Below are 23,659 nucleotides of genomic sequence, written 5' to 3'. Positions count from 1 at the left end.
ACATCACAAACAGTTCGATTGGAGTTACCTCATGGCCCGAATGGTGCAATGCGTCTACCTGAAGAAAGAGGCTGAAGGCCTGGATTTCGCGCCTTACCCCGGTGAACTCGGCAAGCGCATTTACAACGAGGTCAGCAAGGAAGCCTGGGCCGCCTGGATGAAGCACCAGACCATGCTGGTCAACGAGAACCGGCTGAACCTGGCCGACCAGCGCGCCCGCCAGTACCTGGCCCGGCAAATGGAGCGATTCTTCTTTGGCGAAGGCGCCGAACAACCCGCGGGATACGTGCCCCCGACGCCTTGAACCCGTCGGCCCTGAAACCGACAGTTTCGAGACCGTGAGTTTCGCGCTTGGCTTTCCGCAGTTTCCTGAATTAGAATCCCGGCGCCGGCAGATATAGCCGGGTTCAACAGGAAACCACCGATGACCACGTTGCAGGATTTGCTCGCCAAGAAGGCTGCCCTCGAGCAGGAAATCGAAGCCACGCAAAAGCGTGAACGCCAGGACGCGATTGCCAAAGTCAAGTCGCTGATGAACGAATACGGTCTGTCGCCTTCCGACCTGACCGGCAAGAGCAGCGCAAAGACCGGCGGCAAAGCCGGCGCCAGCAAAGGCGGGAAAGTCGCGGCCAAGTTCCGCAACAATGCCACCGGTGAAACCTGGAGCGGGCGCGGCCTGCAACCCAAATGGCTGAAGGCAGCCGTTGCCGCGGGCAAGAAACTCGAAGACTTCGCGCTCTGATTCTCGAGCAAGCGAGCCGTCGCGCCGCTTTCGCGGCGCGTTTCCCGGAGATCCGTATCGATTCCATCGGCTGACCGATACCCTGCAGATGCGGGGTATCGCGCAGCGTCTGGCGGAGGCGCCGCGGGGTACATTCAAAAGCTTCCTCGCGACGCCCACGTGCCCGTCATCCGCCTGCCCACCCTCCCCGTCATCCTGCTGCCGTCCACGCGCCTGAGCGTCAGGGCCCTGCAGGCGGTGCTGGCGTCGCTGGCGTGCGTGGCCCTCGCTCGCTGGGGCTTGTCGACGCCGCTGCTGAACCTCGCGCCGCTCGCGATCCCGTTGCCCTGGTTGCCAGGCGGCCTGATGCTGGCCGCGCTGCTGCGCTGGGGCAGCGGCATGCTCCCCGGCCTGTGGCTGGCCGGCTGCATCGCGCTGCTGGGTGCCGACCTGATGCCCTGGCAAGCCGCGGCGCTCTCGGCCGGAACGGTCGGCGGCGCCTGGTTGTCGGCCTTGCTGCTGCGCCGCCTCGGCTTCGTCGGCCGCATCGACGGCTGGAGCGATGCCGCGCTGATGCTGGGTGTCGGCGTGTTGCTGCCCACCTCGATCTCGGTGGCCAACGCCCTCGTCTGTTTCACCGTCGACGGCCCGCTCGATCGGCAGGCGTGGCTGCAACCCGGCGCCATCGCCGCAGCGCGCGACGCGCTGGCATCGACGCTGCTCGCACTGCCGCTGCTGGCCCTGTCGCGCCAGGCGCTGCAACAGGCGTTCGCGCAGTGGCGCTGGCTGGCCAGCGTCGCGCTGGGGGCCGGCGCGGTGGCCGCAGCCTGGGCCGTCGCCCGCCACGGCAACACCCAGTCGATGCTCGCGCTGGCCCCCATCCCGCACCTGCTGCTGGGGGGCATGGCCGCGCGCCGCGGGCTGCTGCCGGCCTCGGCCACGGTCCTGCTGATCGCTGCAGGCCTCGCGGCCTGGGCCGCCGCCGGGCTGGTCGCCACGGGCACGGGGCCGCTGGCCGACGTGGCCACGCTGTCCGGCTGGCTGGCCACCTTGTGCGCCACGCCGCTGCTCGCCAGCGCCGTGGTCGGCCGCACCGCGACCAACGAAACGCGCTGGCAACTGGCGCTCGACGCGGCCGGCGTCGGCACGCTTCAATGGGACCTGCGCAGCGGCCGCATCGGCTATTCGCGCCGCTGGCTGCGCATGCTCGGCTACGGCAGCGTCGAGTTCGGCCACCGCATCGACGGGCTGCTGGCCCGCGCCCATCCGTCCGACAGTGCCCGCCTGCTGAGCGCGCTGCAGCCGCGCGGCCGTGGCACGGTGCCGGCCGGCGAGGCCGACGCGTTCGAATTCCGGCTGCAGGCCAAGGACGGTCGCTGGGTGTGGCTCGAAGGCCATGCCCGCGCCGTCGAGCGCACATCCGACGGCGAGCCGCTGCGCGTGATCGCCACCGCGATCGACATCACCGACCGCCACGCCACCGCGGAGCGCCAGAACGTGACGACGCGGCTCTTCGAGTACCTGCACGAAGGCCTGATCATCACCGACGCGGCCTGCCGCGTGCTCGACGTGAACCCGGCCTTCACGAAGATCACCGGCTTTTCGCGCGAAGAAATGCTCGGCGCGGTGCCGGCCCTGCTGCGCCCGGCCGCCGACGGCGAGCCCGGCGCCGCGCAACGCGCCAGCATGGCGGCGGCGCTCGAATCGACCGGCTCATGGCGCGGCGAGATCATCGACCGGCGGCGCGACGGCGAGCTGTGCGCGCTGCAGGTGACGATCTCCGCGATCCCGGGGCCCGACGCCGAACTGCGCCACCACGTGCTGGTGCTGTCGGACACCACGCAGGCCCGGCTGCACCGCGAACAGCTCGAGCGCCAGGCGCATTTCGACGAGCTGACCCGGCTGCCGAACCGGGCCCGCCTCGCGCAGATGCTGCGCGAGGCCATCCGCGCGAGCGAGCGCGACGGCTACCTGCTGGTGGTCTGCTACCTCGACCTGGACAATTTCAAGCCGGTCAACGACACGCACGGCCACGAGGCCGGCGACCGGCTGCTGGTCGAGCTGGCGCAGCGGCTGCGCAATTCGCTCGGGCGCTGGGACCACTGGACCGACGAGGTCGCGCGCCTCGGCGGCGACGAATTCGTGCTGTTGCTGCGCGCCGCCACGATCGAGGACGCGCAGGCGACCGTCGAGCGCGTGCTGCGCCAGGTCTCGCTGCCGTACAACCTCGGCATGGGGATCGGGCCGGTGATCGTCACTGCCAGCCTGGGCGCCACCGTCTACCCGGTCGACCGCGCCGATGCCGAAACGCTGCTGCGCCACGCCGACCATGCGATGTATGGCGCGAAGCAGGCTGGTCGCAACGGATCGCTGTTCTTCGACACCGAGCTCAACCGCCGCACCGAAGAACGCTTCGAGGCGCTCAGTCGCGTGCAGACCGCGCTCGACGCGCAGGAGTTCTGCCTGTACTACCAGCCCAAGGTCGACCTGCGCAACGGCACGGTGATGGGCGTCGAGGCACTGCTTCGCTGGAAGCATCCGCAGCACGGCGTGATCGCGCCGGCGCACTTCCTGCCGCTGATCGAGCACACCGGCCTCAGCGCGAGCGTCGGCGACTGGGTGCTGCAACAGGGCATCGAGCAGCTCGCGCAATGGCAGCGCCAGGGGCTCGACCTGACGGTCAGCATCAACGTCTCGGCGCGACACCTGCAGGAGCCGCTGTTCGCGCAGCGCCTGGCCGGCCTGCTGTCGCGCTACAACTCGCCGGTGGCGCAGCGCCTGGTGATCGAGGTGCTGGAAACCGCTGCACTGGCCGACGTGGACTACACGGTGCAGCTGATGCAGGAGTGCCGCAAGCTCGGCGTGCGATTCGCGCTCGACGATTTCGGCACCGGCTATTCCACCCTCACCTACCTGAAGCGGCTGCCGCTCGACCTGCTGAAGATCGACCGCTCGTTCGTGCAGAACATGCTGCTCGACCCGCAGGACCATGCGATCGTCGCCGGCGTGATCAGCCTGTCGCGCACCTTCGGCTGCACGGTGGTGGCCGAGGGCGTCGAATCGCGGGCCCAGGCGCAACGCCTGATCGCGATCGGCTGCGACATGGCGCAGGGCAACGGCATCGCGGCTGCGATGCCGTCGACCGAGGTGGTCGACTGGGTGCGGCAGTACCGGGGCGCGATCGCGCCGGAGCGGACCATCGCGGCCTGAACGCTGCAGCCCCCCGGGAGCGGCTCAATCCAGGTTGAAGCCCACTTCGACGATGCCCTCTTGCGCCTCGCGCAACGGTTGGAACTTCCATTGCCCGACGGCGGCCAGCGCTGCGCGGTTCAGCCGCACGCTCGTCGAGGACACGACGGTCTGCCCGGCCACCGTGCCATCAGGCAGCACGTCGAAACGCACCCGCACGGTGCCACGACGGAGGTCGAGCATCACCGCGCGGGGGAACTGAGGCTCCACCTGGGACACCATCACCAGCGGCTCCTGCTCGGGCTCGGGCTCCGGCGCCGCGGCGAGCGCAGGCGGCGCTGCGGCGTCCGGCATGGCCGTGCGGCCGCCGCCGTTGCCGACCGCTGCGCCGTTGCCGACCGCTGCGCCGTTGCCGACCGCTGCGCCGTTCCCGCGAGCCAGCGCCGCAGCGTTGTTCGACATGCGCGCCGCTTCGTTGTCGACCGTGGAGACCGGCATCGCCTGCGCCGCCGCGGGGGGCACCTGGGTCGCAGCCGTTGCCGCCGTGGCTCGAATCGCGGGCGCCGGTGCAGGCGCTGCCACCGCTCCTTCGGCACTGCCCTCACCCGCCTTCGCGACGCGTGCGGCCGGTGCCGGTCTGGGTGCATTGGCGACCGGCGCCGGTGCAGGCGCGGTCGGCTTGTCGTCCTTGCCCTCGCGCGTTTTGCGGGGCTTGTCCGAGTGGATCATGATCCAGCGGAAGACGTTCTCCGCCTCGCGCTTGGCGCGCTCGCTGGGCGCGGACTCTTCCTTCGCCGCGGGTGCGGAGGCGGCCTGCGCCAGGGCCGCCTGCCATGCGCCCATCAACCCCGACGCCAGCAGCGCGAGGCAGAGTGTGCGAGGCGAGAATCGCAAACGCGCCTGTTCCGGCGTTGAGTGGAGATGCACACGATTCCTTCCGAGGGTCTTGACGTGCCCCAACGACACGGCATCGAACTTCACGGTGCAAAAAGTGTACCGAGCATGGTCACCCTTGCGTCAATCGGTAACAGCCCGCAAGACCGGCCCCGTGCGAAGCTGCACAAGTCGCCGCCTCGGGGTCTTCCCCCGGTCGGTTCGATAGACTCGCGGGGTGATCCCGCCGAGCTTCATCCAGGAACTGCTGTCCCGCATCGACGTCGTCGAAGTCGTCGGCCGCCACGTGCAGCTGAAGAAGGCCGGCATCAACCACAAGGGCCTGTGCCCGTTCCACGGCGAGAAGACGCCGAGCTTCACCGTCAGCCCGACCCGCCAGACCTATCACTGCTTCGGCTGCGGCGTGCACGGCAACGCGCTGGGTTTCCTGATGGAGTATTCGGGGATGGGCTTCCTCGATGCGGTGCGCGACCTGGCGCAGCAGGCCGGGCTCACGGTGCCGGAAGACGACCGCTCGCCGCAGGAGCGCGAGCGCGCCGCCGAGCTGAAGGAACGCCAGGCCACGCTCAGCGACGTGCTGGCCAAGGCCAGCGAGAGCTACCGCAAGCAGCTGAAAAGCAGTCCGCGGGCGATCGACTACCTGAAGGGCCGCGGGCTGAGCGGCGAGATCGCCGCGGCGTTCGGGCTGGGCTACGCGCCCGACGGCTGGCGCGCGCTCGCGAGCGTGTTCCCGCGCTACGACGACCCGCTGCTCGAGGAGAGCGGCCTCGTCATCTCGCAGGGCGAGAACGACGAGGAGCGCAAGCGCTACGACCGCTTCCGGGACCGCATCATGTTCCCGATCCGCTCGGTGCAGGGCGACGTGATCGGCTTCGGCGGGCGGGTGCTCGACAAGGGCGAGCCGAAGTACCTGAACTCGCCGGAGACGCCGGTGTTCGTGAAGGGCCGCGAGCTGTACGGCCTGCACGAAGCGCGCGCCGGGCTGCGCAAGCGCGGCTATGCGCTGGTGGTCGAGGGGTACATGGACGTCGTCGCGCTCGCCCAGCACGGCTTCGACAATGCCGTCGCGACGCTCGGCACGGCCTGCACGGCCGAGCACGTGCAGAAGCTGTTCCGCTTCACCGAATCGGTGGTGTTCAGCTTCGACGGCGATGCCGCCGGGCGACGGGCGGCCGGCCGGGCGCTCGAAGCCTCGCTGCCGCACGCGAGCGACACCCGCACCGTCCGCTTCCTGTTCCTGCCGACCGAGCACGATCCGGATTCGTATGTGCGCGAACTCGGCGCCGAGGCCTTCGAGGCCTGTGTCGCCCAGGCGGTGCCGCTGTCGCGCCAGCTGGTCGAAGCCGCGCGCGACGGCGGCGACCTGTCGACCGCCGAGGGCCGCGCCAAGTTCCTCGCCAATGCCAAGCCGCTCTGGTCGGCGCTGCCGGACGGCGCGCTGAAGCTGCAGCTGCTGGCCGAACTGGCGCAGCAAGGCGGCATCGGCGCGGCCGACCTGACGCAGCTGTGGCAGGCCTCGGCGCCGTCGCGCCACGGCGGCGGTTCGGCATCGAACCGCCATGAGCCGCCGAGCGACGACAGCTACGGCCCGCCGGACGATGGCGAGCCCGCCGCACCGCGCGAGCGCTTCCAGCGCCGCGACGGCGGCGTCGGCGGTGGCGGCCGCAAGTGGACCAAGGACTGGAAGGGCAAGCGCGGCGCGCCGGACCGCTACGAGGAAAGCGGCCCGTTCCCTCCGCAGTCGAAGGTGCGGACAGTTCCGACCAGCCCTGCCGACACCGTGCTGCGGCTGCTGTTGCTGCACAGCGACTGGTGGGACCAGCTCGGCACCGACGACCACCAGCTGTTGCACGAGCTGCCCGCGCCGCACGGCTCGCTGATCGCCTGGCTGGAGCGCCACCTGCTCGAACACGGTGCCACGCCCTGGGCCGTGCTCGAACAGGCCTTGCACGGCAGCGAATGGGCCGACGACAGCCGCCGCCTCGTGCCGCCGGGCGTGCTGCAGGACGAAATGCAGTTCGCCGACCTGCGCCGGGTGGTCGACGGCATGTGGGTCGAGCTGCTGTCGGCGCGCCAGGAAATCCTGATCCGGCAGGCCGCGACCGACCCCTCCGCGCTCACGCGATGGCGTGAACTCGACGCGGAGCGCCGGCTTCGCCTGCAGGGAATGAAGCCGCCGGCTTTGACGTAACAGGTTCTTTCGCCGATAATCGAGGGTTTGTTGTAAGGCAAGAGTGATGACCGGCTGGCAAGACAGTCAGCAAAGACGGTTCCAAAGACAGCACCTCCGGGCCCCGGCCACCCTCTGACCCAGGGTCCCCACCTCAAGGCCACCCCTATCCCGCAAGGGCTGTACTCCGTTCGATGGTCACGCGACCTTGCCCAATTGATTGCGGCCCCAAGCTAAGGCTTGATCCGGGCCTCGCTACGTCTTTGGACCTCCGCTGAACAAGGCCCTGCCGAGCCGCCGTCATCCGGCTTCTGGGCGTGGGCCCTGGGGCGTGGTTCGACGTGACGACCACCACCATTCGAGGATTTGCATGACCGCGAAGAAGAGCGCCCCCGCCAAGGCAGCACAACCCGCCGCTGCGTCGAAAGCCGTGAAGGCCGGCAAGGCCGAAGCTGAAGACAAGAAGAAGGCCGTCGCCAAGCCGGCCGCCAAGGCCGTGGCCGACAAGACCGTCGCCGACGCCAAGGGCAAGCCGGGTCGCAAGCCGAAGGCCGGCGCCGCCGCCAAGAAGGAAGAAGTGCCCGAAGAGGACTTCTCCGACGTCGAAGCCGAACTCGAAGGCGAGCCCGAGCCCGAAGCGGCGGGCACCGACGACAAGGCAGCCAAGGTCAAGCCGCTGCGGATGAAGGTGTCGCGCGCGAAGGAGCGCGCGCTGATGCGCGAGTTCGGCCTCGACGAGACCGCGCTCACCGAAGAAGAAGTCGCCAAGCGCCGCCATGAGCTGAAGACGCTCATCAAGATGGGCAAGACGCGCGGCTTCCTGACCCACCAGGAAATCAACGACCACCTTCCCGAGAAGCTGGTCGATGCCGACATCCTCGAAGCCATCGTGTCGATGCTGAACGACATGGGCATCGCGGTGTACGAGCAGGCGCCGGACGCCGCGACGCTGTTGATCGCCGGCGGCGGCACCACCACCGCCACCGAGGAAGAGGCCGAGGAAGCCGCCGAAGCCGCGCTGTCGACCGTCGACTCCGAATTCGGCCGCACCACCGATCCGGTGCGCATGTACATGCGCGAGATGGGCACGGTCGAGCTGTTGACGCGCGAGGGCGAGATCGAGATCGCCAAGCGCATCGAAGGCGGCCTGCAGGCCATGATGCTGGCGATCAGCGCGTCGCCGACCACCATCGCCGAGATCCTGGTCTATGCCGACCGCATCGGCGCCGGCGAGATGACGATCTCCGAGGTCGTCGACGGCTTCGTCTCGGAAGACGAGGCCGACGACTACGTGGCCGAGGAGGACGTCGACTTCTTCGACGAGGAAGACGACGACGACGGCAACGGGGGCAGCAAGGCGCTGACCAAGAAGCTCGAGGAACTGAAGGGCGCGGCGCTGACGAAGCTCGCCAACCTGCGCGAGAACTTCGACAAGATGCGCAAGGCCTTCGAGAAGGACGGCTACCAGTCGGCGCCGTACAACAAGGCCCAGCAGGCCATCAGCGCCGAGCTGATGACGATCCGCTTCACGGTCAAGACCATCGAGAAGCTGTGCGGCATCCTGCGCTCGCAGGTCGACGACGTGCGCCGCTACGAACGCGAGCTGCGCAAGATCCTCGTCGACAAGTGCGGCATGCCGCAAGAGTATTTCATCAAGAACTTCCCGCCCAACATCCTGAACCTGAAGTGGGCGGAGAAGGAAGCGGCAGCGGGCAAGCCCTACAGCGCGGTGCTGGCGCGCAACCTGCCGCCGGTGCAGGAATTGCAGAAGAAGCTGACCGACCAGCAGGCCCGCGCCGTCGTGCCGCTGGAAGACCTGAAGCAGATCAACAAGCGCATGAACGAGGGCGAGAAGGCCTCGCGCGACGCGAAGAAGGAAATGATCGAGGCCAACCTGCGCCTGGTGATCTCGATCGCGAAGAAGTACACCAACCGCGGCCTGCAGTTCCTCGACCTGATCCAGGAAGGCAACATCGGCCTGATGAAGGCGGTCGACAAGTTCGAATACCGCCGGGGCTACAAGTTCTCGACCTACGCGACGTGGTGGATCCGCCAGGCCATCACCCGCTCGATTGCCGACCAGGCGCGCACGATCCGCATCCCGGTCCACATGATCGAGACGATCAACAAGATGAACCGGCTGTCGCGCCAGCACTTGCAGGAATTCGGCTTCGAACCCGATGCCCCGACGCTGGCCGAGAAGATGGAGATCCCGGAAGACAAGATCCGCAAGATCATGAAGATCGCGAAGGAGCCGATCTCGATGGAAACCCCCATCGGCGACGACGACGATTCGCACCTGGGCGACTTCATCGAGGACACCAACAACACCGCGCCGATCGAGGCGGCGATGCAGGCCGGCCTGCGCGATGTGGTGAAGGACATCCTCGACAGCCTGACGCCGCGCGAAGCCAAGGTGCTGCGCATGCGCTTCGGCATCGAGATGAGCACCGACCACACGCTGGAAGAAGTCGGCAAGCAGTTCGACGTGACGCGCGAGCGCATCCGCCAGATCGAAGCCAAGGCGATCCGCAAGCTGAAGCACCCGAGCCGGTCGGACAAGTTGCGCACGTATCTGGACAATCTCTGATCGACAGCCCCTGCTGCAAAGGCCCCGCAAGCACCGCTTTCGGGGCCTTTTTTGCGCCTTCGGTGGCCGCCAAGTTGCCATAAACTTCACGCTTATGACCCAGATCCTGCAGCGCACCGTGTTGTTTGCCGATCTTCGCGGCAGCACTGCGCTGTACGAGACGCTGGGCAACGCCGAGGCCACGACGGTCGTCACGCACAGCGTCGCGCTGCTGGCCCATGTGGTGACCAGTTGCCGCGGCACCGTCGTCAAGACGCTGGGCGACGGCCTGATGGCGGTGTTCGAGAACCCGATCGAGGCGGTGTCCGCCGCCGACGGCATGCACGAGTCGCTCGACCGCATCGTGCCGCCGGCCGCGCCTGCCGCCGGCGTACCGGCCGCGGCGCAGCGCTCGCCGGTGCTGAAGCTGCAGGTCGGGCTGGCGCATGGCGAGGTGGTCGCGATGTCGGGCGATTGCTTCGGCGATGCGGTCAACGTCGCGGCACGCCTGCTCGACCATGCCGGCGACAACGAGACGCTCACCACCGCCACCGTGTTCTCGGCCCAGGACGCCGAGAGCAGCGCGCGCTTTCGCAGCCTCGACCGCGTTCAGCTGCGTGGGCGCGTCGAGCCGGTGCACGTCTACCTGCTCGAAGGCCGGCGCTTCGGCGACACCGCGGCCACCGCCTATGGCGACTTGCTGCCCACCGCGACCGAACCCGAAGGCATCCGCCTCGCGTGGCTCGACCTGAACCGCGTCTATGCCGGCCCGAGCCTGCCGGTGGTGCTGGGCCGCAGTCCGCAGGCCACCTACTGCATCGACGATTCGCGGGTGTCGCGCTCGCATGCCCGCATCGACTGGCATGGCGGCGCCTTCCAGCTGACCGACCTCAGCTACAACGGCACGTATGTGCGCTTCTCCAGCGATTCCGAGATCGTCCAGCTGCGCCGCGGCACCTGCACGTTGCACGGCAGCGGCGCGATCGGGCTGGGGGCCTCGCCGGTCGACCCCACCTCGCCGTGCGTGCGCTTCGAGGTGATGAAGTTCTCCGACACCCAGCCGCAGGCGCCGTTCGAATTCAACCGGTGAGGGATGACCCACCCCCGGAGGCGCCGCGCGCCTCCCCTCAAGGGGGCAACACCAGCGGCCCGGCAAAGCCGGTTCCGCGGTGTTCGCTTGATCAGCACCCCAACAGGTCGGCCAGTTCGATCAACGTGGCGGCTTGGCCGCAGCCGGGGGGCAGCTCCCCCTTCGCATGATCCGGGCGGTGCAGCCACAGCGCCTGCAGCCCGGCGTCGCGAGCGCCGTGTACGTCGAGGCGCAGGTCGTCGCCGACGTGCAGCACCTGCGCCGGCGGCACGCCCAGGCGCTCGCAGGCCAGGTGGAAGATCCGCGCGTCCGGCTTGCCGATGCCGAGTTCGCGTGAGCTCAGGCTGCCCTGGAAGTGGTGCGCGACACCGACCGTCGCGAGGTCGGCATTGCCGTTGGTCACCGCATACAGCGGGAAGCGCGCCGCCAGCCGCGCCAGCCCCGGCAACGCATCGTCGAAGAAGTCCACCCGCTGGCGCGCCGCGAAGAACACGTCGAATGCCGGGCCGGCCAGTTGCGGATCGTGGCCGGTCATCGCCAAGGCCCGCGCGATGCTTTCCTTGCGGATCGCGCTCAGGTTGTGGCGCCAGTGCGGGTGCTCGGCCTCCACCGCGTTGCGCAGCGCGCGCAGCGCCGGCGGGTCGAAGCGCTGCGCGGCGGCCGGCGCATGCTCGTGCAGCCAGCCGTGCAGCTGGTGCTCGGCACGCTCGATCGCGGGCCAGACCGGCCACAGCGTGTCGTCGAGGTCGAGGGTCAAGGCCAACGGCGAACTGACAGGGAAAGCAGGCATGGAAGCTGTGGATTCCAACGCGGCGACAGCGCGTCGACCGCCTGGATTCTCCATTACAGTCGATCGACCCCGGAGCAGCAGACACCCATGGATCACGCCTTCCGCGCTTCATGACGCCGGCCGACCTGCCCGCCGACGAGCCCGAGCGCCTGCGCGTGCTGCGCGAGCTCCGCGTGCTCGACACCGTCGTCGATCCGGCCTTCGCCGCGCTGGCCCGCCAGATCGCCGCCCGAACCGGCTGGCCGATCGCCGCGATCAGTCTCGTCGATGCCGAGCGCCAGTGGTTCCCGGCCGCCGTCGGCCTCGCCGTGCGCGAGACACCGCGCGATCAATCGTTCTGCGGCCACGCGATCCTGCAGCCAGCCGCCTTCGAGGTGGCCGACGCACGGGTCGATCCGCGCTTCGGCGACAACCCGCTGGTCAGCGGCGCCCCCGGCATCCGCGCCTATGCGTCGGTGCCGCTGGTGGTCGATGACCGGCGCATCGGCACGGTCTGCGCGATCCACACCGCCCCGGCACGCCTGGACGCCGCGCAACGGCAGGCGCTGCACGACCTCGCGTTGCTGGCCAGCGCACTGCTCGACGCCCGGCTGCGCGAACAGCGCTGGCGGCTGCAGGAGGCGCGGGTGCGGGCTGCCAGCCAATCCGGCAACAGCTGGCTCTGGGAGACCGACGACCAGGGGCAGCTCAGCTGGCTGTCCGAGAACTTCGAGCACTGCATCGGCCTGCCGCCGCAGAACGACCTGGGCCGCCGCTTCCTCGCGCCGTACCAGCCGCATGGCGGCGAGCATGCGGCCTCGTGGCCGCGGTGCGAGGCGGCGCTCGCGCAGCGCAAGCCGTTCACCGAGCTGGTCGCCGACCGCCCTTCCCCGTCCGGCCTGCTGACGCTGTCGATCAGCGGCGTGCCGGTGTTCAGCAGCACCGGCCGGTTCCGTGGCCACCGCGGCTCGGCCACCACGATCAATGCGCGCCTGCAGGCACAGAGCGCCGCGCGGCGTGCCGAGCAGTTGCTGAGCGATGCGCTCGAGAGCATGCACGTCGGCGTGATGATCAGCGCGCCGGACGGCCGCGTCGTGCAGTCGAATGCGGCCTGGCGGCGCTCGATCGGGCGCACCATCCCGGCCGAGCAGATGACCTGGCCCGAGATGGTGCGCAGCATGGCGGCGCGCGGCGACTACCCCGATGCGGTCGGCAACGAAGAGGCCTTCGTGCAGTGGCGGCTCGGCCTGGTCTCCGAAGAGCGCGCCCAGCACGAGCTGCGCTGGCGCCACCGCTGGCTGATCGTCAACGACCGCCGCCTGCGCGACGGCAGCCTGGTGCACCTGTCGGTCGACATCACCGACCGCAAGCGCGCCGAGCTCGAACTGGCGCGCCAGCAGCTGCAGGCGCAGGAGGCGCAGGCGCGGCTCGGCGCGGTGCTGGCCGCGGTGCCCGACCTGTGGTTCGTGCTCGATGCCGACGGTCGCTACCTCGAATGCAGCGACCCGGACCACCCGCTCCTGGTGCACCGCTGGGAGCGCGTGCGCGGCCGGCCCTTCGTGCAGGGCGTCACGCAGGAGCTGGCGGACCAGGTGCTGCCGGCGATCCGCCGCGCGCTGCGGACCGGCGAGGTGCAGCGCCTCGAGTACGACCTGGTGACGGCCGGCGGCCGCCCCGGCAGCTTCGAGGCGCGACTGTCGCCGATGGCCGGCGAGCGGGTGCTGTACGTGACGCGCGACGTCACGCAGCAGCGCGCCGCGGAGCGCGCGCTGAAGGCCGCCGAAGAGCGCTGGAAATTCGCGCTCGAAGGCGCCGGCGACGGCGTCTGGGACTTCGACGAAGACCGCAACATCGCGTTCTATTCGCCGCGCTGGAAGGAGATGCTCGGCTACCGCGAGGACGAGGTCGGCAACACCATCCAGGAGTGGTCGCGCCGCATCCACCCGGACGACCGGCCGCGCGTGATGCGGGCGATCCAGGCCTACCGGCGCGGCGAGACCGAGGCCTACGAGACCGAGCACCGCCTGCTGCACCGCGACGGCCGCTGGCTGTGGGTGCTCGACCGCGGCAAGATCGTCGAGCGCCATGCCGACGGCAGCCCGCGCCGCGTGGTCGGCACCCATTCAGACATCACGCGCACCAAGCAGGCCGAGCAGGCGCTGCGCGACAAGCAGGCCGCCGAGCTCGCCAACCGGGCGAAGAGCGAGTTCCTGTCGCGCATGAGCCACGAGATGCGCACGCCGCTGAACGCGGTGATCGGTTTTTCACAGCTGATGCGCATGGGCGTCGACCAGGCCGACCTCGCCAAGGTGCACGACTATGCCGACCACGTTCTGGACGCCGGACAACACCTGCTGGCGCTGATCAACGACGTGCTGGACCTGCAGAAGGTGGAGGAAGGCGCCCTGGCGCTGGACATGGGACGGGTGGCGCTGGACGACGTCGTCGAACGCACGATCGACCTGCTGGCGCCGATGGCGCACACGCGCGGCATCCGCTTCGAGAACGCGGTGCCGTCGCCGCTGTGGGTGCAGGCCGATGCGCAGCGGCTGCGCCAGGTGCTGCTGAACGTGGCCTCGAACGCGGTCAAGTACAACCGCCCCGGCGGCGCGGTGCGCTGGACGGTGGTCCAGGACTGCCCCGAGCGGCTCACGCTGCGGATCGAAGACGAAGGCGCCGGCCTGACCCCCGAGCAGATGGGCCGGCTGTTCCAGCCTTTCGAACGGCTCGGCAGGGAGACCTCGGCCATCGAGGGCACCGGGCTCGGGCTGATCATCGCGCGCAGCCTGATGCAGGCGATCGGCGGCGATCTGCAGGTGACCAGCGCACTCGGCCACGGCACCTGCGTGCGGCTCGACATGGTCTGCGACCTGGAACCGGCGGCATCCGCCCCGGCACCGCTGGCCGATGGTCCCGGCGATGCGGAGACCGCGCCCGCGCCCGCCGCGCGCTCTGCGTTGCGGATGATGTACGTCGAGGACAACCGCATCAACGCGATCCTCTTCGAGGAGGCATTGCGGATTCGCCACGGCACCGTCGACCTGCGCATCGCCGAGGATGGCGAGGAAGCACTCGAGATCGCGCGCGACTGGCAGCCCGAGGTGCTGGTGCTCGACGCCCACCTGCCCGGCATGACCGGCTTCGAGGTGCTGCACCAGCTGCGCCAGCTGCCGGGCCTGGCCCGCGCCCCAGCCTACATGTGCTCGGCCGATGCGATGCCCGAGGACGTGCAGCGTGCCTACGAGGCCGGCTTCATCGGCTACTGGACCAAGCCGATCGACATCGCTGCAGTGGTGGCCGACATCGACCAGCTGCTGCAATCGCCCGCGCTGGCCGGCTGAAGCGCCTCGGACTGCTGCGACGCCGGAGGCTGCCGCGATAATCCGGCCGATGCGCTTCTCTGCCGAACCTCCCGCCCCCACCCAGCCGGCCCCTGTCAACGGCACCGCGATCCTGCTGTGCAACTTGGGCACCCCCGATGCGCCAACCGCCAGCGCGGTGCGCCGCTACCTCGCCCAGTTCCTCAGCGACCCGCGGGTCGTCGAGATCCCGAAGGCGCTGTGGTGGCTGATCCTGCACGGCATCATCCTGCGCGTGCGGCCGGCGAAGTCGGCCGCCAAGTACGCGACCGTGTGGATGCCCGAAGGCTCGCCGCTGAAGGTCTGGACGCAAAAACAGGCGAGGCTGCTCGCCGGCTACCTGGGCGAGCGCGGCCACCCGGTGCCGGTGGCGTACGCGATGCGCTACGGCACGCCGGCGATCGGCCGCGAACTCGACGCGCTGAAGGCCGCCGGCGCCACCCGCATCCTGGTGCTGCCGCTGTACCCGCAGTACTGCGCGGCCACGACTGCCAGCGTCAACGACGCGATCTACCAATGGGCACTGAAGGTTCGGGCGCTGCCCGAGCTGCGCTTCGTCAACCGCTACCACGACGACCCGGCCTACATCGCGGCGCTCGCGAAGCGGGTGTCCGACCACTGGATGTCGCACGGCCGGCCCGACAAGCTGGTGATGAGCTTCCACGGCATGCCGCGACGCACGCGCGACCTGGGTGACCCGTACCAGGGCGAGTGCCTGGAGACCGGGCGCCTGCTGGCGCAGCGGCTCGACCTGAAGGATGGCCAGTGGGCGGTGACCTTCCAGAGCCGCTTCGGCAAGGCCGAATGGCTGCAGCCCTACACCGAGCCGACGCTGGTGGCGCTGGCGAAGCAAGGCGTCAAGCGCGTCGACGTGATGTGCCCCGGCTTCACCGCCGACTGCCTGGAGACGCTCGAAGAGATCGCGCAGGAAGCGCGCGAGGCCTTCCTGCATGCGGGCGGGGCGGAGTTCAACTACATCCCGTGCCTGAACGACCAGCATGAGTGGATCGCGGCGCTCACCGGCATCGCGACACGCCACATGCAAGGGTGGTGAGATGACAACCCTCGTCCGGTGGGTACACCGGACGGTCCCCCGAGGGGACGCGGGCCGGCTTGGGGCGGCCGGGCGCCCGGCCCGCTGCGCCTGATCAGGCCGTCTTCAGCTTCAGGATGTAGACGAGCGCGTCGGCCATCGCCTTGTCGAGCTCCATCGACTCGCTGAACTCGGTGCCGACCTGCCAGCTCGGCTGCCAGTCGTTGCGCACCAGCGCGGCCTGCCAGCTCGGGTGCTGGGTCGCCTTCTGCAGCGCGGCGCGCACGTTGGCGACCTGCGCATCGGACATGCCGGCCGGCGCGAAGATGCCGCGCCAGTTCGCCAGGTCGACGTCGAGCCGCTGCTCGCGGAACGACGGGATGCCGAACAGCCCGCGGCGCGAGCTGATCGCCAGCGCCCGCAGCTTGCCCGACGAGATGCCCGACTTCAGCTCGCCGAAGCCCGACACCGCCGCCGCCACCTTGCCGGCCGCCAACGCCTGCATCACCTCGGCGCCGCTGCTCGACGGCACGTAGACCAGCTTGCCCGGATCGGCCCCGGCCGCACGCGCCACCAGCGCGGCACACATGTGGTCGACGCCGCCCGCCCCGCCGCCGGCCAGCGGCACCTCGGCGATGTTCTTCACCAGCGCCGCCTGGAAATCCTTGACCGTCTGGAACTTCGAATCGGCCGGCACCACCAGCGCCAGCACCTCGCTGGTCAGGCGAGCGACCGGCTTCACCTTGGCCAGCGTGATGGCCGGGCGGTTCAGCGCGATCGAGCCGACCATCACGAAACCGCCGACCATCACCGAATCCTGGGAATCCGAGTATTTCTCCACGAATTCGGCCAGCCCGATGATGCCGCCCTTGCCGCCCTTGTTCTCGTAGACGATCTCGCTGGCCTGCCCTGCCGCGACCAGCGCGTCGCCGATCGCGTGGCCGGTGCCGTCCCAGCCGCCTCCGGGGTTGGCCGGGATCATGATGCGCAGTTTGCCGAGCGGCGCTGCGGCGGTGGCGGCCAGGCTGGCCACCGGCAGCGTGGGGGCGATGCCGGCGGCCGTGGAGGCGGCCATCCAGCGGAGAACGGAACGACGGTTCGACTTCATGGGGGATCCTTGCTGCGAGGGAGGGCCGGTCAGGCCAGCGCCACGGTACGTCGGCGTCGGAACCGGGTCAACAGCGGCGGGACGATCAAGACCGCCACGCACACGGCGAGGATAGTCGCCGACAACGGCCGTTCAATGAACACCGTCCATTTGCCCTCTCCAATGGACATCGCATTGCGCATGTGAGCCTCGCCGAGCGGGCCGAGGATCATGCCGACGATCACCGGGGCGGTCGGGAAGTCGAAGCGGCGCATCACGACGCCCAGCAGCCCGATGCCGTACAGCAGGAACAGGTCGAAGGCCGACTGGCGCATGCCGTAGACGCCGACCGTCGCGAAGATCAGGATGCCGGCGTAGAGCGTCGGCTTCGGGATCTTCAGCAGCTTCACCCACAGCCCGACCATCGGCAGGTTGAGCACCAGCAGCATCACGTTGCCGATGTACATCGACGCGATCAGCGCCCACACCAGCGCCGACGAGGTCTGGAACAGTGTCGGGCCGGGCTGGATGCCGTAGTTCTGGAAGGCCGACAGCAGGATCGCCGCGGTGGTCGACGTGGGGATGCCCAGCGTCAACAGCGGCACCAGCGTGCCGGCTGCGGCCGCGTTGTTGGCAGCCTCGGGGCCGGCCACGCCTTCGATCGCGCCGACGGTGCCGAATTCTTCCGGGTGCTTCGACAGCTTGCGCTCGGCAGCGTACGACAGGAAGGTCGGGATCTCGGTGCCGCCGGCCGGGATGGTGCCGAACGGAAAACCGATCAGCGTGCCGCGCAGCCAGGACGGCCACGAGCGCTTCCAGTCGCCCTTCGTCATCCACAGGCTGGACATCTTGTTGCGCGTCTCGTCCTGGCGGCCCTCGTACAGCATCGTGTACATCGCCTCGCCGACGGCGAACAGCCCGACCGCGACCAGCACCACCTCGATGCCGTCGACCAGCTCCGGCACGTTGTTCAGCGTGAAGCGCGCCTGGCCGGAGATCTGGTCGATGCCGATGATCCCGACCGACAGGCCCAGCAGCAGGCTGGTCATGCCGCGCAGCGTGCTCTGGCCGAGCACCGACGACACGGTCGTGAAGGCCAGCAGGATCAGCGCGAAGTATTCCGGCGGGCCGAAGCGCAGCGCGAATTCGGCCAGCCCGGGCGCGAACAGCGTGATCAGCACGGTGGCGATGGTGCCGGCGAAGAACGAGCCGATCGCCGACGTGGCCAGCGCCGCGCCGGCACGGCCGCTCTTGGCCATCAGGTTGCCTTCGAGCGCGGTGACCATGCTGCCGGTCTCGCCCGGCGTGTTCAGCAGGATCGAGGTGGTCGAGCCGCCGTACATCGCCCCGTAGTAGATGCCGGCGAACATGATCATCGACGCGGTCGGCTCGACGTGCGAGGTGATCGGCAGCAGCATCGCGACCGTCAGCGCCGGGCCGATGCCCGGCAGCACGCCGATCGCGGTGCCGATCAGGCAGCCCAGCAGCGCCCACATCAGGTTGATCGGCGAGCCGGCCGTGATGAAGCCCTGCAGCAGCGAATTCCAGATATCCATGGTGATGCTTTTCTTCAGATCCAGCCGGAGCTGGTGAGGCCAGGGAGGGTCAAGCCCAGCAACTTCGTGAACAGCCAGTAGACCGGCGCCGACAGCGCCGCGCCGACCAGCACGTCGCGCATCCAGTCGGCCAGCGTCGCGCGCCCTGCGCCCATCGACAGCCGGAAGCCGCGCGCCGCCAGCACGAACAGCAGCGAGCACGACGGGATGAATCCGATGTGCGTGATCAGCGCCGCATTCAACAGCAGGCCGGCCGACAGCCAAGCCATGCCGACCCAGTACGGCGGGTGCACGTCATCGTGACCCTCGGGCATCGCGCGGAAACCTCCGCTCGCGGCCTGCACGATCAGCAGCACGCCACACAGCGCCATCGCGGCCGCCATCAGCCACGGCAGGAAGCCCGCGCCGACGCCGGCATAGCCCGCTTCGCTCTTGATCTGCGCCGCGCCGATGGCCATCAAGGCCCCCAGCCCGATCGCGCCGGCACCGAGGCCGATCTCGGATCGCCGGGTCGTGTGCTTGGTCATCTTCCACCTCCATCCGTTGGTTCGGTTGCGCCGACAGGCCCTGCGACGCCGCGGGGCTGCAAACGCGGGCTGGCCGGCGCACGGGCGCCGGCCAGCCGGTACTGCAAGGAACTTTGCGTACTGCCTCGAAGCGTCGCTGCCTCAGAGCATGCCCAGCTTCAGCATCAGCGCACGCAGGCGCGCGGTGTCGTCGTCGACGAACTTTCCGAAGTCGTCGCCGGTCATCAGCGCCGAGTTCCACTTGTTGGCGGCCAGCGTCTCGGCCCAGCTCTTGGTCTTGGTGGCCTTGGCGACCGCGTCGACCAGCTTCTGGCGCTGCGCCGGCGTGATGCCGGGCGCGCCGTACACGCCGCGCCAGTTGCCGATCGAGACGTTGATGCCCTGCTCGACCAGCGTCGGGATGTCGGAGCCGCGGATGCGGTTCGGTGCCGTGACGCCGATCGCGCGCATCTTGCCGGTCTTGATGAATTCCTCGAACTCGGCCAGGCCGCTGGTGCCCACCGTGACGTGTCCGCCCAGCACCGCGGCCGTCGCCTCGCCGCCGCCCTTGAACGGCACGTAGTTGATCTTGGTCGCATCGACTCCGGCTTCGCGCGCGATCATCGCGACGCTGACGTGGTCGACCGAGCCCTTCGAGCCGCCGCCCCACTTGACGCTGCCGGGGTCCTTCTTCATCTGCTCGACGACATCCTTCATCGTCTTCAGCGGCGAATTGGCCGGCACGACGAACACGTTGTACTCGGCCAGCAGGCGCGCCACCGGCGTCGCGTCGGCCAGCGTGATCGGCGGCTTGTTCTGAACGATCGCGCCGACCATGATGGCGCCGACGACGATCATCGCGTTGGGGTCGCCCTTCGACGCGTTCGCGAACTGGGCCAGCCCGATCGTGCCGCCGGCACCACCCTTGTTTTCATAGGTGACCGAGCCGGCCACGCCCGCTTCCTGCATGGCCTTGCCGATGCCGCGGCCGGTCTGGTCGTAGCCGCCACCGGGGTTGGCGCCGATCATCACCTTGAAGTTGTCCTGGGCGAACACGGCCACGGAAGCGGTCGCGAGGGCCAGCGGCAACAGCACGGTTTTGAGCAAGAGGCGTCGCATGGATAGGTCTCCTTGAAGGGTGATGCACGGAACAGAGGCGCCATCCTGAGCGCAGGGTGCGCCCGGTTACATCCGGGCAAGCCCTGGGGTCGCGGCATCAGGCTGTCAGACGCCTGTCATTCCCTGCCGATGGCGCTGTCGTCTGCCTGTCAGGCCGGGTTCGCCCCTGGCGCGACCCCCTTGCGCGGCAAGGCACACTCGCGGCCATGAAACTCCTGCTGGTGGAAGACGACCTCGCGATGGCGCAGGCGCTGCAGCTGGCGCTCGAACGGCGCGGCTTCGACATGGCGGTCGCGCACAACGGCAGCGATGCCCTGCAGCAGCTGCGCAACCAACCGCCCGACCTGGCGCTGCTCGACCTGACGATCCCCGGGCTGGACGGCCTGCAGGTGCTGCACCGGGCGCGTGCCGAGGGCATCCGCGTGCCGATCGTGGTGCTGACGGCGCGCGGCGCGGTCGGCGACCGGGTGCTGGGGCTGAACGCCGGTGCCGACGACTACCTCGCGAAACCGTTCGACCTCGACGAGCTCGAGGCCCGCATCCGCGCGCTGCTGCGGCGCACCGCGGGCAACGAATCGGAAGAACTGGCCTGCGGCGCGCTGACGCTCGAGGTGGCCTCCGGCGCGTTCTACCTCGACGGCCGGGTGTTCGACGTGACGCCGCGCGAGCAGGCCTTGCTGAAGGCACTGATCGCGCGCCCCGGCCATGCGGTGCCGAAGGAGAAGCTGTTCCGCGTCGTGTTTCCGATGGAGACCGACATCCAGTTCGAGGCGATCGAGGTGGTGGCCTACCGGCTGCGCAAGAAGCTGACCGGCTCCGGCGTCTCGCTGATCACGCTGCGCGGCCTGGGCTACCTGCTGCGCTCCGACCCGGCTGAAGGCGCATGAGCCCGCCGGACCGCTCCAAGGGCGAATACCGCGGTGCGCAGCACGAAGGTATTCCAGTGAGCGAATCGCAGCACGAAGGCGGGCCGAGCGCCGGGCCGATCCCGGGCCCGCCCGCCCTCCCCCCGGGGGAGCGGCCGACGTACCCGTCGGTCGAGGGGTCGTCATCCTATTCATTGCGCAGCCGGTTGATGGGTTGGATCGTGCTGCCGATCGCCTGCTTCATCGCGTTCGACACCATCAGCCTGTACCAGCGCGCGCTCGACGCGATCACGCTGGCCTACGACCGCACGCTGCTCAGCTCGGCGCGCAACATCGGCGAGCTGCTGTCGATCAAGGGCGGCGAGCTGCGCGTCGAGCTGCCGTACAACGCGCTCGAGATGCTCGACAACGGCGACGCCCGCATGATGTACCGCGTCAGCGGCTTCAACGGCGAGTTCCTGTCGGGCTATGCCGACTTCCCCGCCTATGAGCGCACACCGCCGCAGCGCTCGGCCTACGACGCGCTGGTCGATTTCTACGACGGCGAGTTCCACGGCGAGCCGGTGCGCATCGCCGCGCTGTACCAGCCCGTCGCGAGCCCCGACGCGCGTGGCGTCGCGCTGGTGCAGGTCGCCGAAACGCTGGAGGTGCGGCGCCGCCTGGCGCGCCAGATCCTGCTGGACACGCTGGTGCGCCAGGCGCTGCTGATCAGCGTGGTCGCGCTGATCACGTGGTTCGTCGTCGCCCATGCGCTGCGGCCGATCGAGGCGCTGCGCGCGCAGCTCGAATCGCGCAGCGACCGCGACCTGTCGCCGGTCAGCGACCCCAACCTGCCGACCGAGCTGTCGCCGCTGCTCGGCGCGGTGAACCAGCTGATGCAGCGGCTGCAGCGGCTGCACGGGCACCAGCGGCAGTTCGTGCGCGACGCGTCGCACCAGCTGCGCACGCCGCTGGCGGTGTTGAAGACGCAGGTGCAGTCGGCGATGTGCGCGCCCGGCAAGGATGCAAGCGCGGCCTTGCCGGCGATGCATGCCACCGTCGACCGGGCGATCCGGCTCGCCAACCAGATGCTCGCGCTGGCCAAGGTCGAGCAGGTGCAAGGCCAGCCCGAGCCGGCCACCGCCGACCTGGGCGCGCTGGCGCGCGAGGTGGCGCTGGACCTGTCGCCGCTGATCGGCGAGCGCAACCTCGACTTCGAGCTGCAGGCCGAATCGACGCTGGTGCACGGCCATGCGTGGATGGTGCGCGAGCTGCTGCGCAACCTGCTGCACAACGCGATCCGCGAGACGCCGAAGCGCGGCGAGCTGCTGCTGCGGGTCGCGAACGCCGAATTGCTGATCAGCGACAGCGGCCCGGGCATCGCGCCCGAACTGCGCGAGCGGCTGTTCGAGCCGTTCCACACCGGCCATCCGACGCAGGGCAGCGGCCTCGGGCTGTCGATCTGCCGCGAGATCTGCAACTCGGTCGGCGCAACCATCGAGCTGGCGAACCGGCAGTACGCCGGACGCCTCGCCGGCCTGGATGCCACGGTGCGCTTCCGGCCGGCAACCGAGCCGCCGCCCGCCTGATTCCTGCCTACACTGGGTGCCCGATCACTGCGCGCCCGCCCCCCCGAACCGTTCATGGCGAAGACACCTTCCAGCACACCCGACGACGCCGGCGTGCGGCTCGACAAATGGTTGTGGGCCGCCCGTTTCTTCAAGACCCGCAGCCTCGCGACGCAGGAGATCGACAAGGGTCGCATCCAGGTGAACGGCCAGGCCGCGAAGCCGGCGCGCGAACTGAAGCCCGGCGACCGCCTCGAGATGCGCCAGGGCCCGGTGACCCGCAGCATCGTCGTGCTGGCGCTCAGCCACCAGCGCGGACCGGCACCGGTCGCGCAGGCGCTGTACGAGGAGACGGCCGAGAGCATCGCCCGGCGCGACGAGGCGGCGCGGCAGCGCAAGCTGGCCGCCGAACCGGCGCTGGCGATCGAGCAAGGACGGCCGACCAAGCGAGACCGCCGCCAGTTGGCGGACTGGGACCGCTGGAGCGCCAGCATCGATCCCTAGTAACCCTCGGCGCGGCACGCCCGCCCTTGCCTTTGCGCCAGCCGCTCCCACGTGCCTTCCAGCGCGGGGGCCTGCATTATTTTGAAAGCCCCTCTTGAAACGCGGGACAAAGCGCCAATATGCGCGCCATTCGACAGGATCCACCCATGCAAAATCCAGAAAATTCATCGCAAGATCAAGGACTTGAGACGCCGGCCGACAACGCTGGCGCTGCCGCCGCGCCAGCGGCCGAGCCGACGCTGGAGGCCCGCCTGGCCGAGATGTCCGACGCCTACCTGCGCGCCAAGGCCGAGACCGAAAACATCCGCCGCCGCTCGGAAGAAGAAATTGCCAAGGCCCGCAAGTTCGCGGTCGAAGGCTTCGCCGACAGCCTGCTGCCGGTGAAGGACAGCCTGGAAGCCGCGATCGCGATCCAGGCGGCGACGCCGGAGCAGCTGCTCGAAGGCGTGCATGCCACGCTGCGCCAGCTGTCGGCGGCCCTCGAGCGCAGCAAGGTGATCGAGATCAACCCGCCGGCCAGCACGAAGTTCGATCCGCACCACCACCAGGCCATCAGCATGGTGCCGGCGGAGCAGGAGGCCAACACCGTCGTGGCCGTGCTGCAGAAGGGCTACCTGATCGCCGACCGCGTGCTGCGCCCGGCGCTGGTCACGGTGGCCGCACCGAAGTAGCGCAAGCCA

The 23,659-nt window shown here is 69.4% G+C and carries 18 protein-coding genes; 12 read left to right on the top strand and 6 right to left on the bottom strand.

The features are described 5' to 3' along the window. Nucleotides 1-31 precede the first annotated feature (31 nt). From FHT26_RS00255 to FHT26_RS00245, 3 genes are all read left to right on the top strand, one after another. Nucleotides 32-304 (top strand): oxidative damage protection protein, encoded by a 273-nt coding sequence (locus FHT26_RS00255; protein WP_056809621.1) that lies wholly within the window; start codon nt 32-34, stop codon nt 302-304. A gap of 120 nt (nt 305-424) precedes the next feature. Then, a complete protein-coding gene (locus FHT26_RS00250; protein ID WP_168558209.1) occupies nt 425-742 on the top strand; it encodes an H-NS histone family protein in 318 nt (105 codons plus the stop codon). 159 nt (nt 743-901) lie between these two features. Then, entirely contained in the window at nt 902-3,931 is a 3,030-nt protein-coding gene (locus FHT26_RS00245) for an EAL domain-containing protein (protein ID WP_168558208.1), read from the top strand. 24 nt (nt 3,932-3,955) lie between these two features. Here FHT26_RS00245 and FHT26_RS30440 read toward each other — a convergent pair whose 3' ends face one another. After that, nucleotides 3,956-4,891, bottom strand: a complete 936-nt coding sequence (locus FHT26_RS30440) for a TonB family protein (RefSeq protein WP_168558207.1) — start codon at nt 4,889-4,891, stop codon at nt 3,956-3,958. A 130-nt stretch (nt 4,892-5,021) separates the two neighbouring features. Between FHT26_RS30440 and dnaG the strand changes: the two genes are divergently transcribed. From dnaG to FHT26_RS00225, 3 genes are all read left to right on the top strand, one after another. Next, nucleotides 5,022-6,995 carry a DNA primase gene (gene dnaG / locus FHT26_RS00235; protein WP_168558206.1) on the top strand — a complete coding sequence of 658 codons (1,974 nt, stop codon included), beginning with the start codon at nt 5,022-5,024 and terminating at the stop codon, nt 6,993-6,995. Nucleotides 6,996-7,344: 349 nt separating this feature from the next. Then, nucleotides 7,345-9,564 carry an RNA polymerase sigma factor RpoD gene (gene rpoD / locus FHT26_RS00230; RefSeq protein ID WP_168558205.1) on the top strand — a complete coding sequence of 740 codons (2,220 nt, stop codon included), beginning with the start codon at nt 7,345-7,347 and terminating at the stop codon, nt 9,562-9,564. 94 nt (nt 9,565-9,658) lie between these two features. After that, nucleotides 9,659-10,633, top strand: coding sequence for an adenylate/guanylate cyclase domain-containing protein (locus tag FHT26_RS00225; protein ID WP_168558204.1), 975 nt, complete (start codon nt 9,659-9,661; stop codon nt 10,631-10,633). A 91-nt stretch (nt 10,634-10,724) separates the two neighbouring features. On the opposite strand, the gene FHT26_RS00220 is transcribed toward FHT26_RS00225, so the two are convergent. Beyond that, on the bottom strand, nt 10,725-11,423 hold the full coding sequence (locus FHT26_RS00220; RefSeq protein WP_168558203.1) for an HAD family hydrolase: 699 nt from the start codon (nt 11,421-11,423) through the stop codon (nt 10,725-10,727). Nucleotides 11,424-11,533: 110 nt separating this feature from the next. Here FHT26_RS00220 and FHT26_RS00215 point away from each other — a divergent pair, with 110 nt between their 5' ends. Both FHT26_RS00215 and hemH read left to right on the top strand, forming a co-directional pair. Then, nucleotides 11,534-14,743 carry a hybrid sensor histidine kinase/response regulator gene (locus FHT26_RS00215; RefSeq protein ID WP_168558202.1) on the top strand — a complete coding sequence of 1,070 codons (3,210 nt, stop codon included), beginning with the start codon at nt 11,534-11,536 and terminating at the stop codon, nt 14,741-14,743. A 49-nt stretch (nt 14,744-14,792) separates the two neighbouring features. Then, nucleotides 14,793-15,815, top strand: a complete 1,023-nt coding sequence (gene hemH / locus FHT26_RS00210; protein ID WP_168558201.1) for a ferrochelatase — start codon at nt 14,793-14,795, stop codon at nt 15,813-15,815. 94 nt (nt 15,816-15,909) lie between these two features. Here hemH and FHT26_RS00205 read toward each other — a convergent pair whose 3' ends face one another. The 4 genes from FHT26_RS00205 to FHT26_RS00190 all read right to left on the bottom strand — a co-directional run bounded on the left by FHT26_RS00205 (nt 15,910) and on the right by FHT26_RS00190 (nt 20,062). Next, on the bottom strand, nt 15,910-16,902 hold the full coding sequence (locus tag FHT26_RS00205) for a Bug family tripartite tricarboxylate transporter substrate binding protein (protein ID WP_168558200.1): 993 nt from the start codon (nt 16,900-16,902) through the stop codon (nt 15,910-15,912). A 29-nt stretch (nt 16,903-16,931) separates the two neighbouring features. Beyond that, the gene (locus FHT26_RS00200; protein ID WP_168558199.1) at nt 16,932-18,437 is read right to left on the bottom strand and encodes a tripartite tricarboxylate transporter permease; all 1,506 of its coding nucleotides are present in this window, start codon (nt 18,435-18,437) and stop codon (nt 16,932-16,934) included. Between the two features lie 14 nt (nt 18,438-18,451). Next, nucleotides 18,452-18,964: a tripartite tricarboxylate transporter TctB family protein gene (locus FHT26_RS00195; protein ID WP_168558198.1), complete on the bottom strand. Its 513-nt coding sequence runs from the start codon at nt 18,962-18,964 to the stop codon at nt 18,452-18,454. A gap of 141 nt (nt 18,965-19,105) precedes the next feature. Next, nucleotides 19,106-20,062, bottom strand: coding sequence for a Bug family tripartite tricarboxylate transporter substrate binding protein (locus FHT26_RS00190; protein ID WP_168558197.1), 957 nt, complete (start codon nt 20,060-20,062; stop codon nt 19,106-19,108). Between the two features lie 206 nt (nt 20,063-20,268). Here FHT26_RS00190 and FHT26_RS00185 point away from each other — a divergent pair, with 206 nt between their 5' ends. From FHT26_RS00185 to grpE, 4 genes are all read left to right on the top strand, one after another. Then, nucleotides 20,269-20,949 (top strand): response regulator, encoded by a 681-nt coding sequence (locus tag FHT26_RS00185; RefSeq protein ID WP_168558196.1) that lies wholly within the window; start codon nt 20,269-20,271, stop codon nt 20,947-20,949. A 188-nt stretch (nt 20,950-21,137) separates the two neighbouring features. Continuing rightward, nucleotides 21,138-22,496 (top strand): sensor histidine kinase, encoded by a 1,359-nt coding sequence (locus FHT26_RS00180; protein ID WP_168558195.1) that lies wholly within the window; start codon nt 21,138-21,140, stop codon nt 22,494-22,496. Between the two features lie 54 nt (nt 22,497-22,550). Continuing rightward, entirely contained in the window at nt 22,551-22,979 is a 429-nt protein-coding gene (locus tag FHT26_RS00175) for an RNA-binding S4 domain-containing protein (RefSeq protein ID WP_168558194.1), read from the top strand. Nucleotides 22,980-23,098: 119 nt separating this feature from the next. Beyond that, nucleotides 23,099-23,650, top strand: a complete 552-nt coding sequence (gene grpE, locus FHT26_RS00170; RefSeq protein WP_168558193.1) for a nucleotide exchange factor GrpE — start codon at nt 23,099-23,101, stop codon at nt 23,648-23,650. Nucleotides 23,651-23,659: the final 9 nt, after the last annotated feature.

It is taken from the genome of Rhizobacter sp. SG703 (genome assembly GCF_012275445.1).
In the GTDB taxonomy this organism is placed as follows: Bacteria; Pseudomonadota; Gammaproteobacteria; order Burkholderiales; family Burkholderiaceae_C; genus Rhizobacter.
This window is presented reverse-complemented; position numbering and strand designations above follow the sequence as displayed.

Excerpts from the sequence above, each read along its gene's own strand:
- FHT26_RS00255 (WP_056809621.1), top strand. The coding sequence starts at position 32 with ATGGCCCGAATGGTGCAATGCGTCTACCTGAAGAAAGAGGCTGAAGGC.
- FHT26_RS00250 (WP_168558209.1), top strand. The coding sequence starts at position 425 with ATGACCACGTTGCAGGATTTGCTCGCCAAGAAGGCTGCCCTCGAGCAG.
- rpoD (WP_168558205.1), top strand. The coding sequence starts at position 7,345 with ATGACCGCGAAGAAGAGCGCCCCCGCCAAGGCAGCACAACCCGCCGCT.
- FHT26_RS00225 (WP_168558204.1), top strand. The coding sequence starts at position 9,659 with ATGACCCAGATCCTGCAGCGCACCGTGTTGTTTGCCGATCTTCGCGGC.
- FHT26_RS00220 (WP_168558203.1), bottom strand. The coding sequence starts at position 11,423 with ATGCCTGCTTTCCCTGTCAGTTCGCCGTTGGCCTTGACCCTCGACCTC.
- FHT26_RS00215 (WP_168558202.1), top strand. The coding sequence starts at position 11,534 with ATGACGCCGGCCGACCTGCCCGCCGACGAGCCCGAGCGCCTGCGCGTG.
- hemH (WP_168558201.1), top strand. The coding sequence starts at position 14,793 with ATGCGCTTCTCTGCCGAACCTCCCGCCCCCACCCAGCCGGCCCCTGTC.
- FHT26_RS00205 (WP_168558200.1), bottom strand. The coding sequence starts at position 16,902 with ATGAAGTCGAACCGTCGTTCCGTTCTCCGCTGGATGGCCGCCTCCACG.
- FHT26_RS00200 (WP_168558199.1), bottom strand. The coding sequence starts at position 18,437 with ATGGATATCTGGAATTCGCTGCTGCAGGGCTTCATCACGGCCGGCTCG.
- FHT26_RS00195 (WP_168558198.1), bottom strand. The coding sequence starts at position 18,964 with ATGACCAAGCACACGACCCGGCGATCCGAGATCGGCCTCGGTGCCGGC.
- FHT26_RS00190 (WP_168558197.1), bottom strand. The coding sequence starts at position 20,062 with ATGCGACGCCTCTTGCTCAAAACCGTGCTGTTGCCGCTGGCCCTCGCG.
- FHT26_RS00185 (WP_168558196.1), top strand. The coding sequence starts at position 20,269 with ATGAAACTCCTGCTGGTGGAAGACGACCTCGCGATGGCGCAGGCGCTG.
- FHT26_RS00180 (WP_168558195.1), top strand. The coding sequence starts at position 21,138 with ATGGGTTGGATCGTGCTGCCGATCGCCTGCTTCATCGCGTTCGACACC.
- FHT26_RS00175 (WP_168558194.1), top strand. The coding sequence starts at position 22,551 with ATGGCGAAGACACCTTCCAGCACACCCGACGACGCCGGCGTGCGGCTC.
- grpE (WP_168558193.1), top strand. The coding sequence starts at position 23,099 with ATGCGCGCCATTCGACAGGATCCACCCATGCAAAATCCAGAAAATTCA.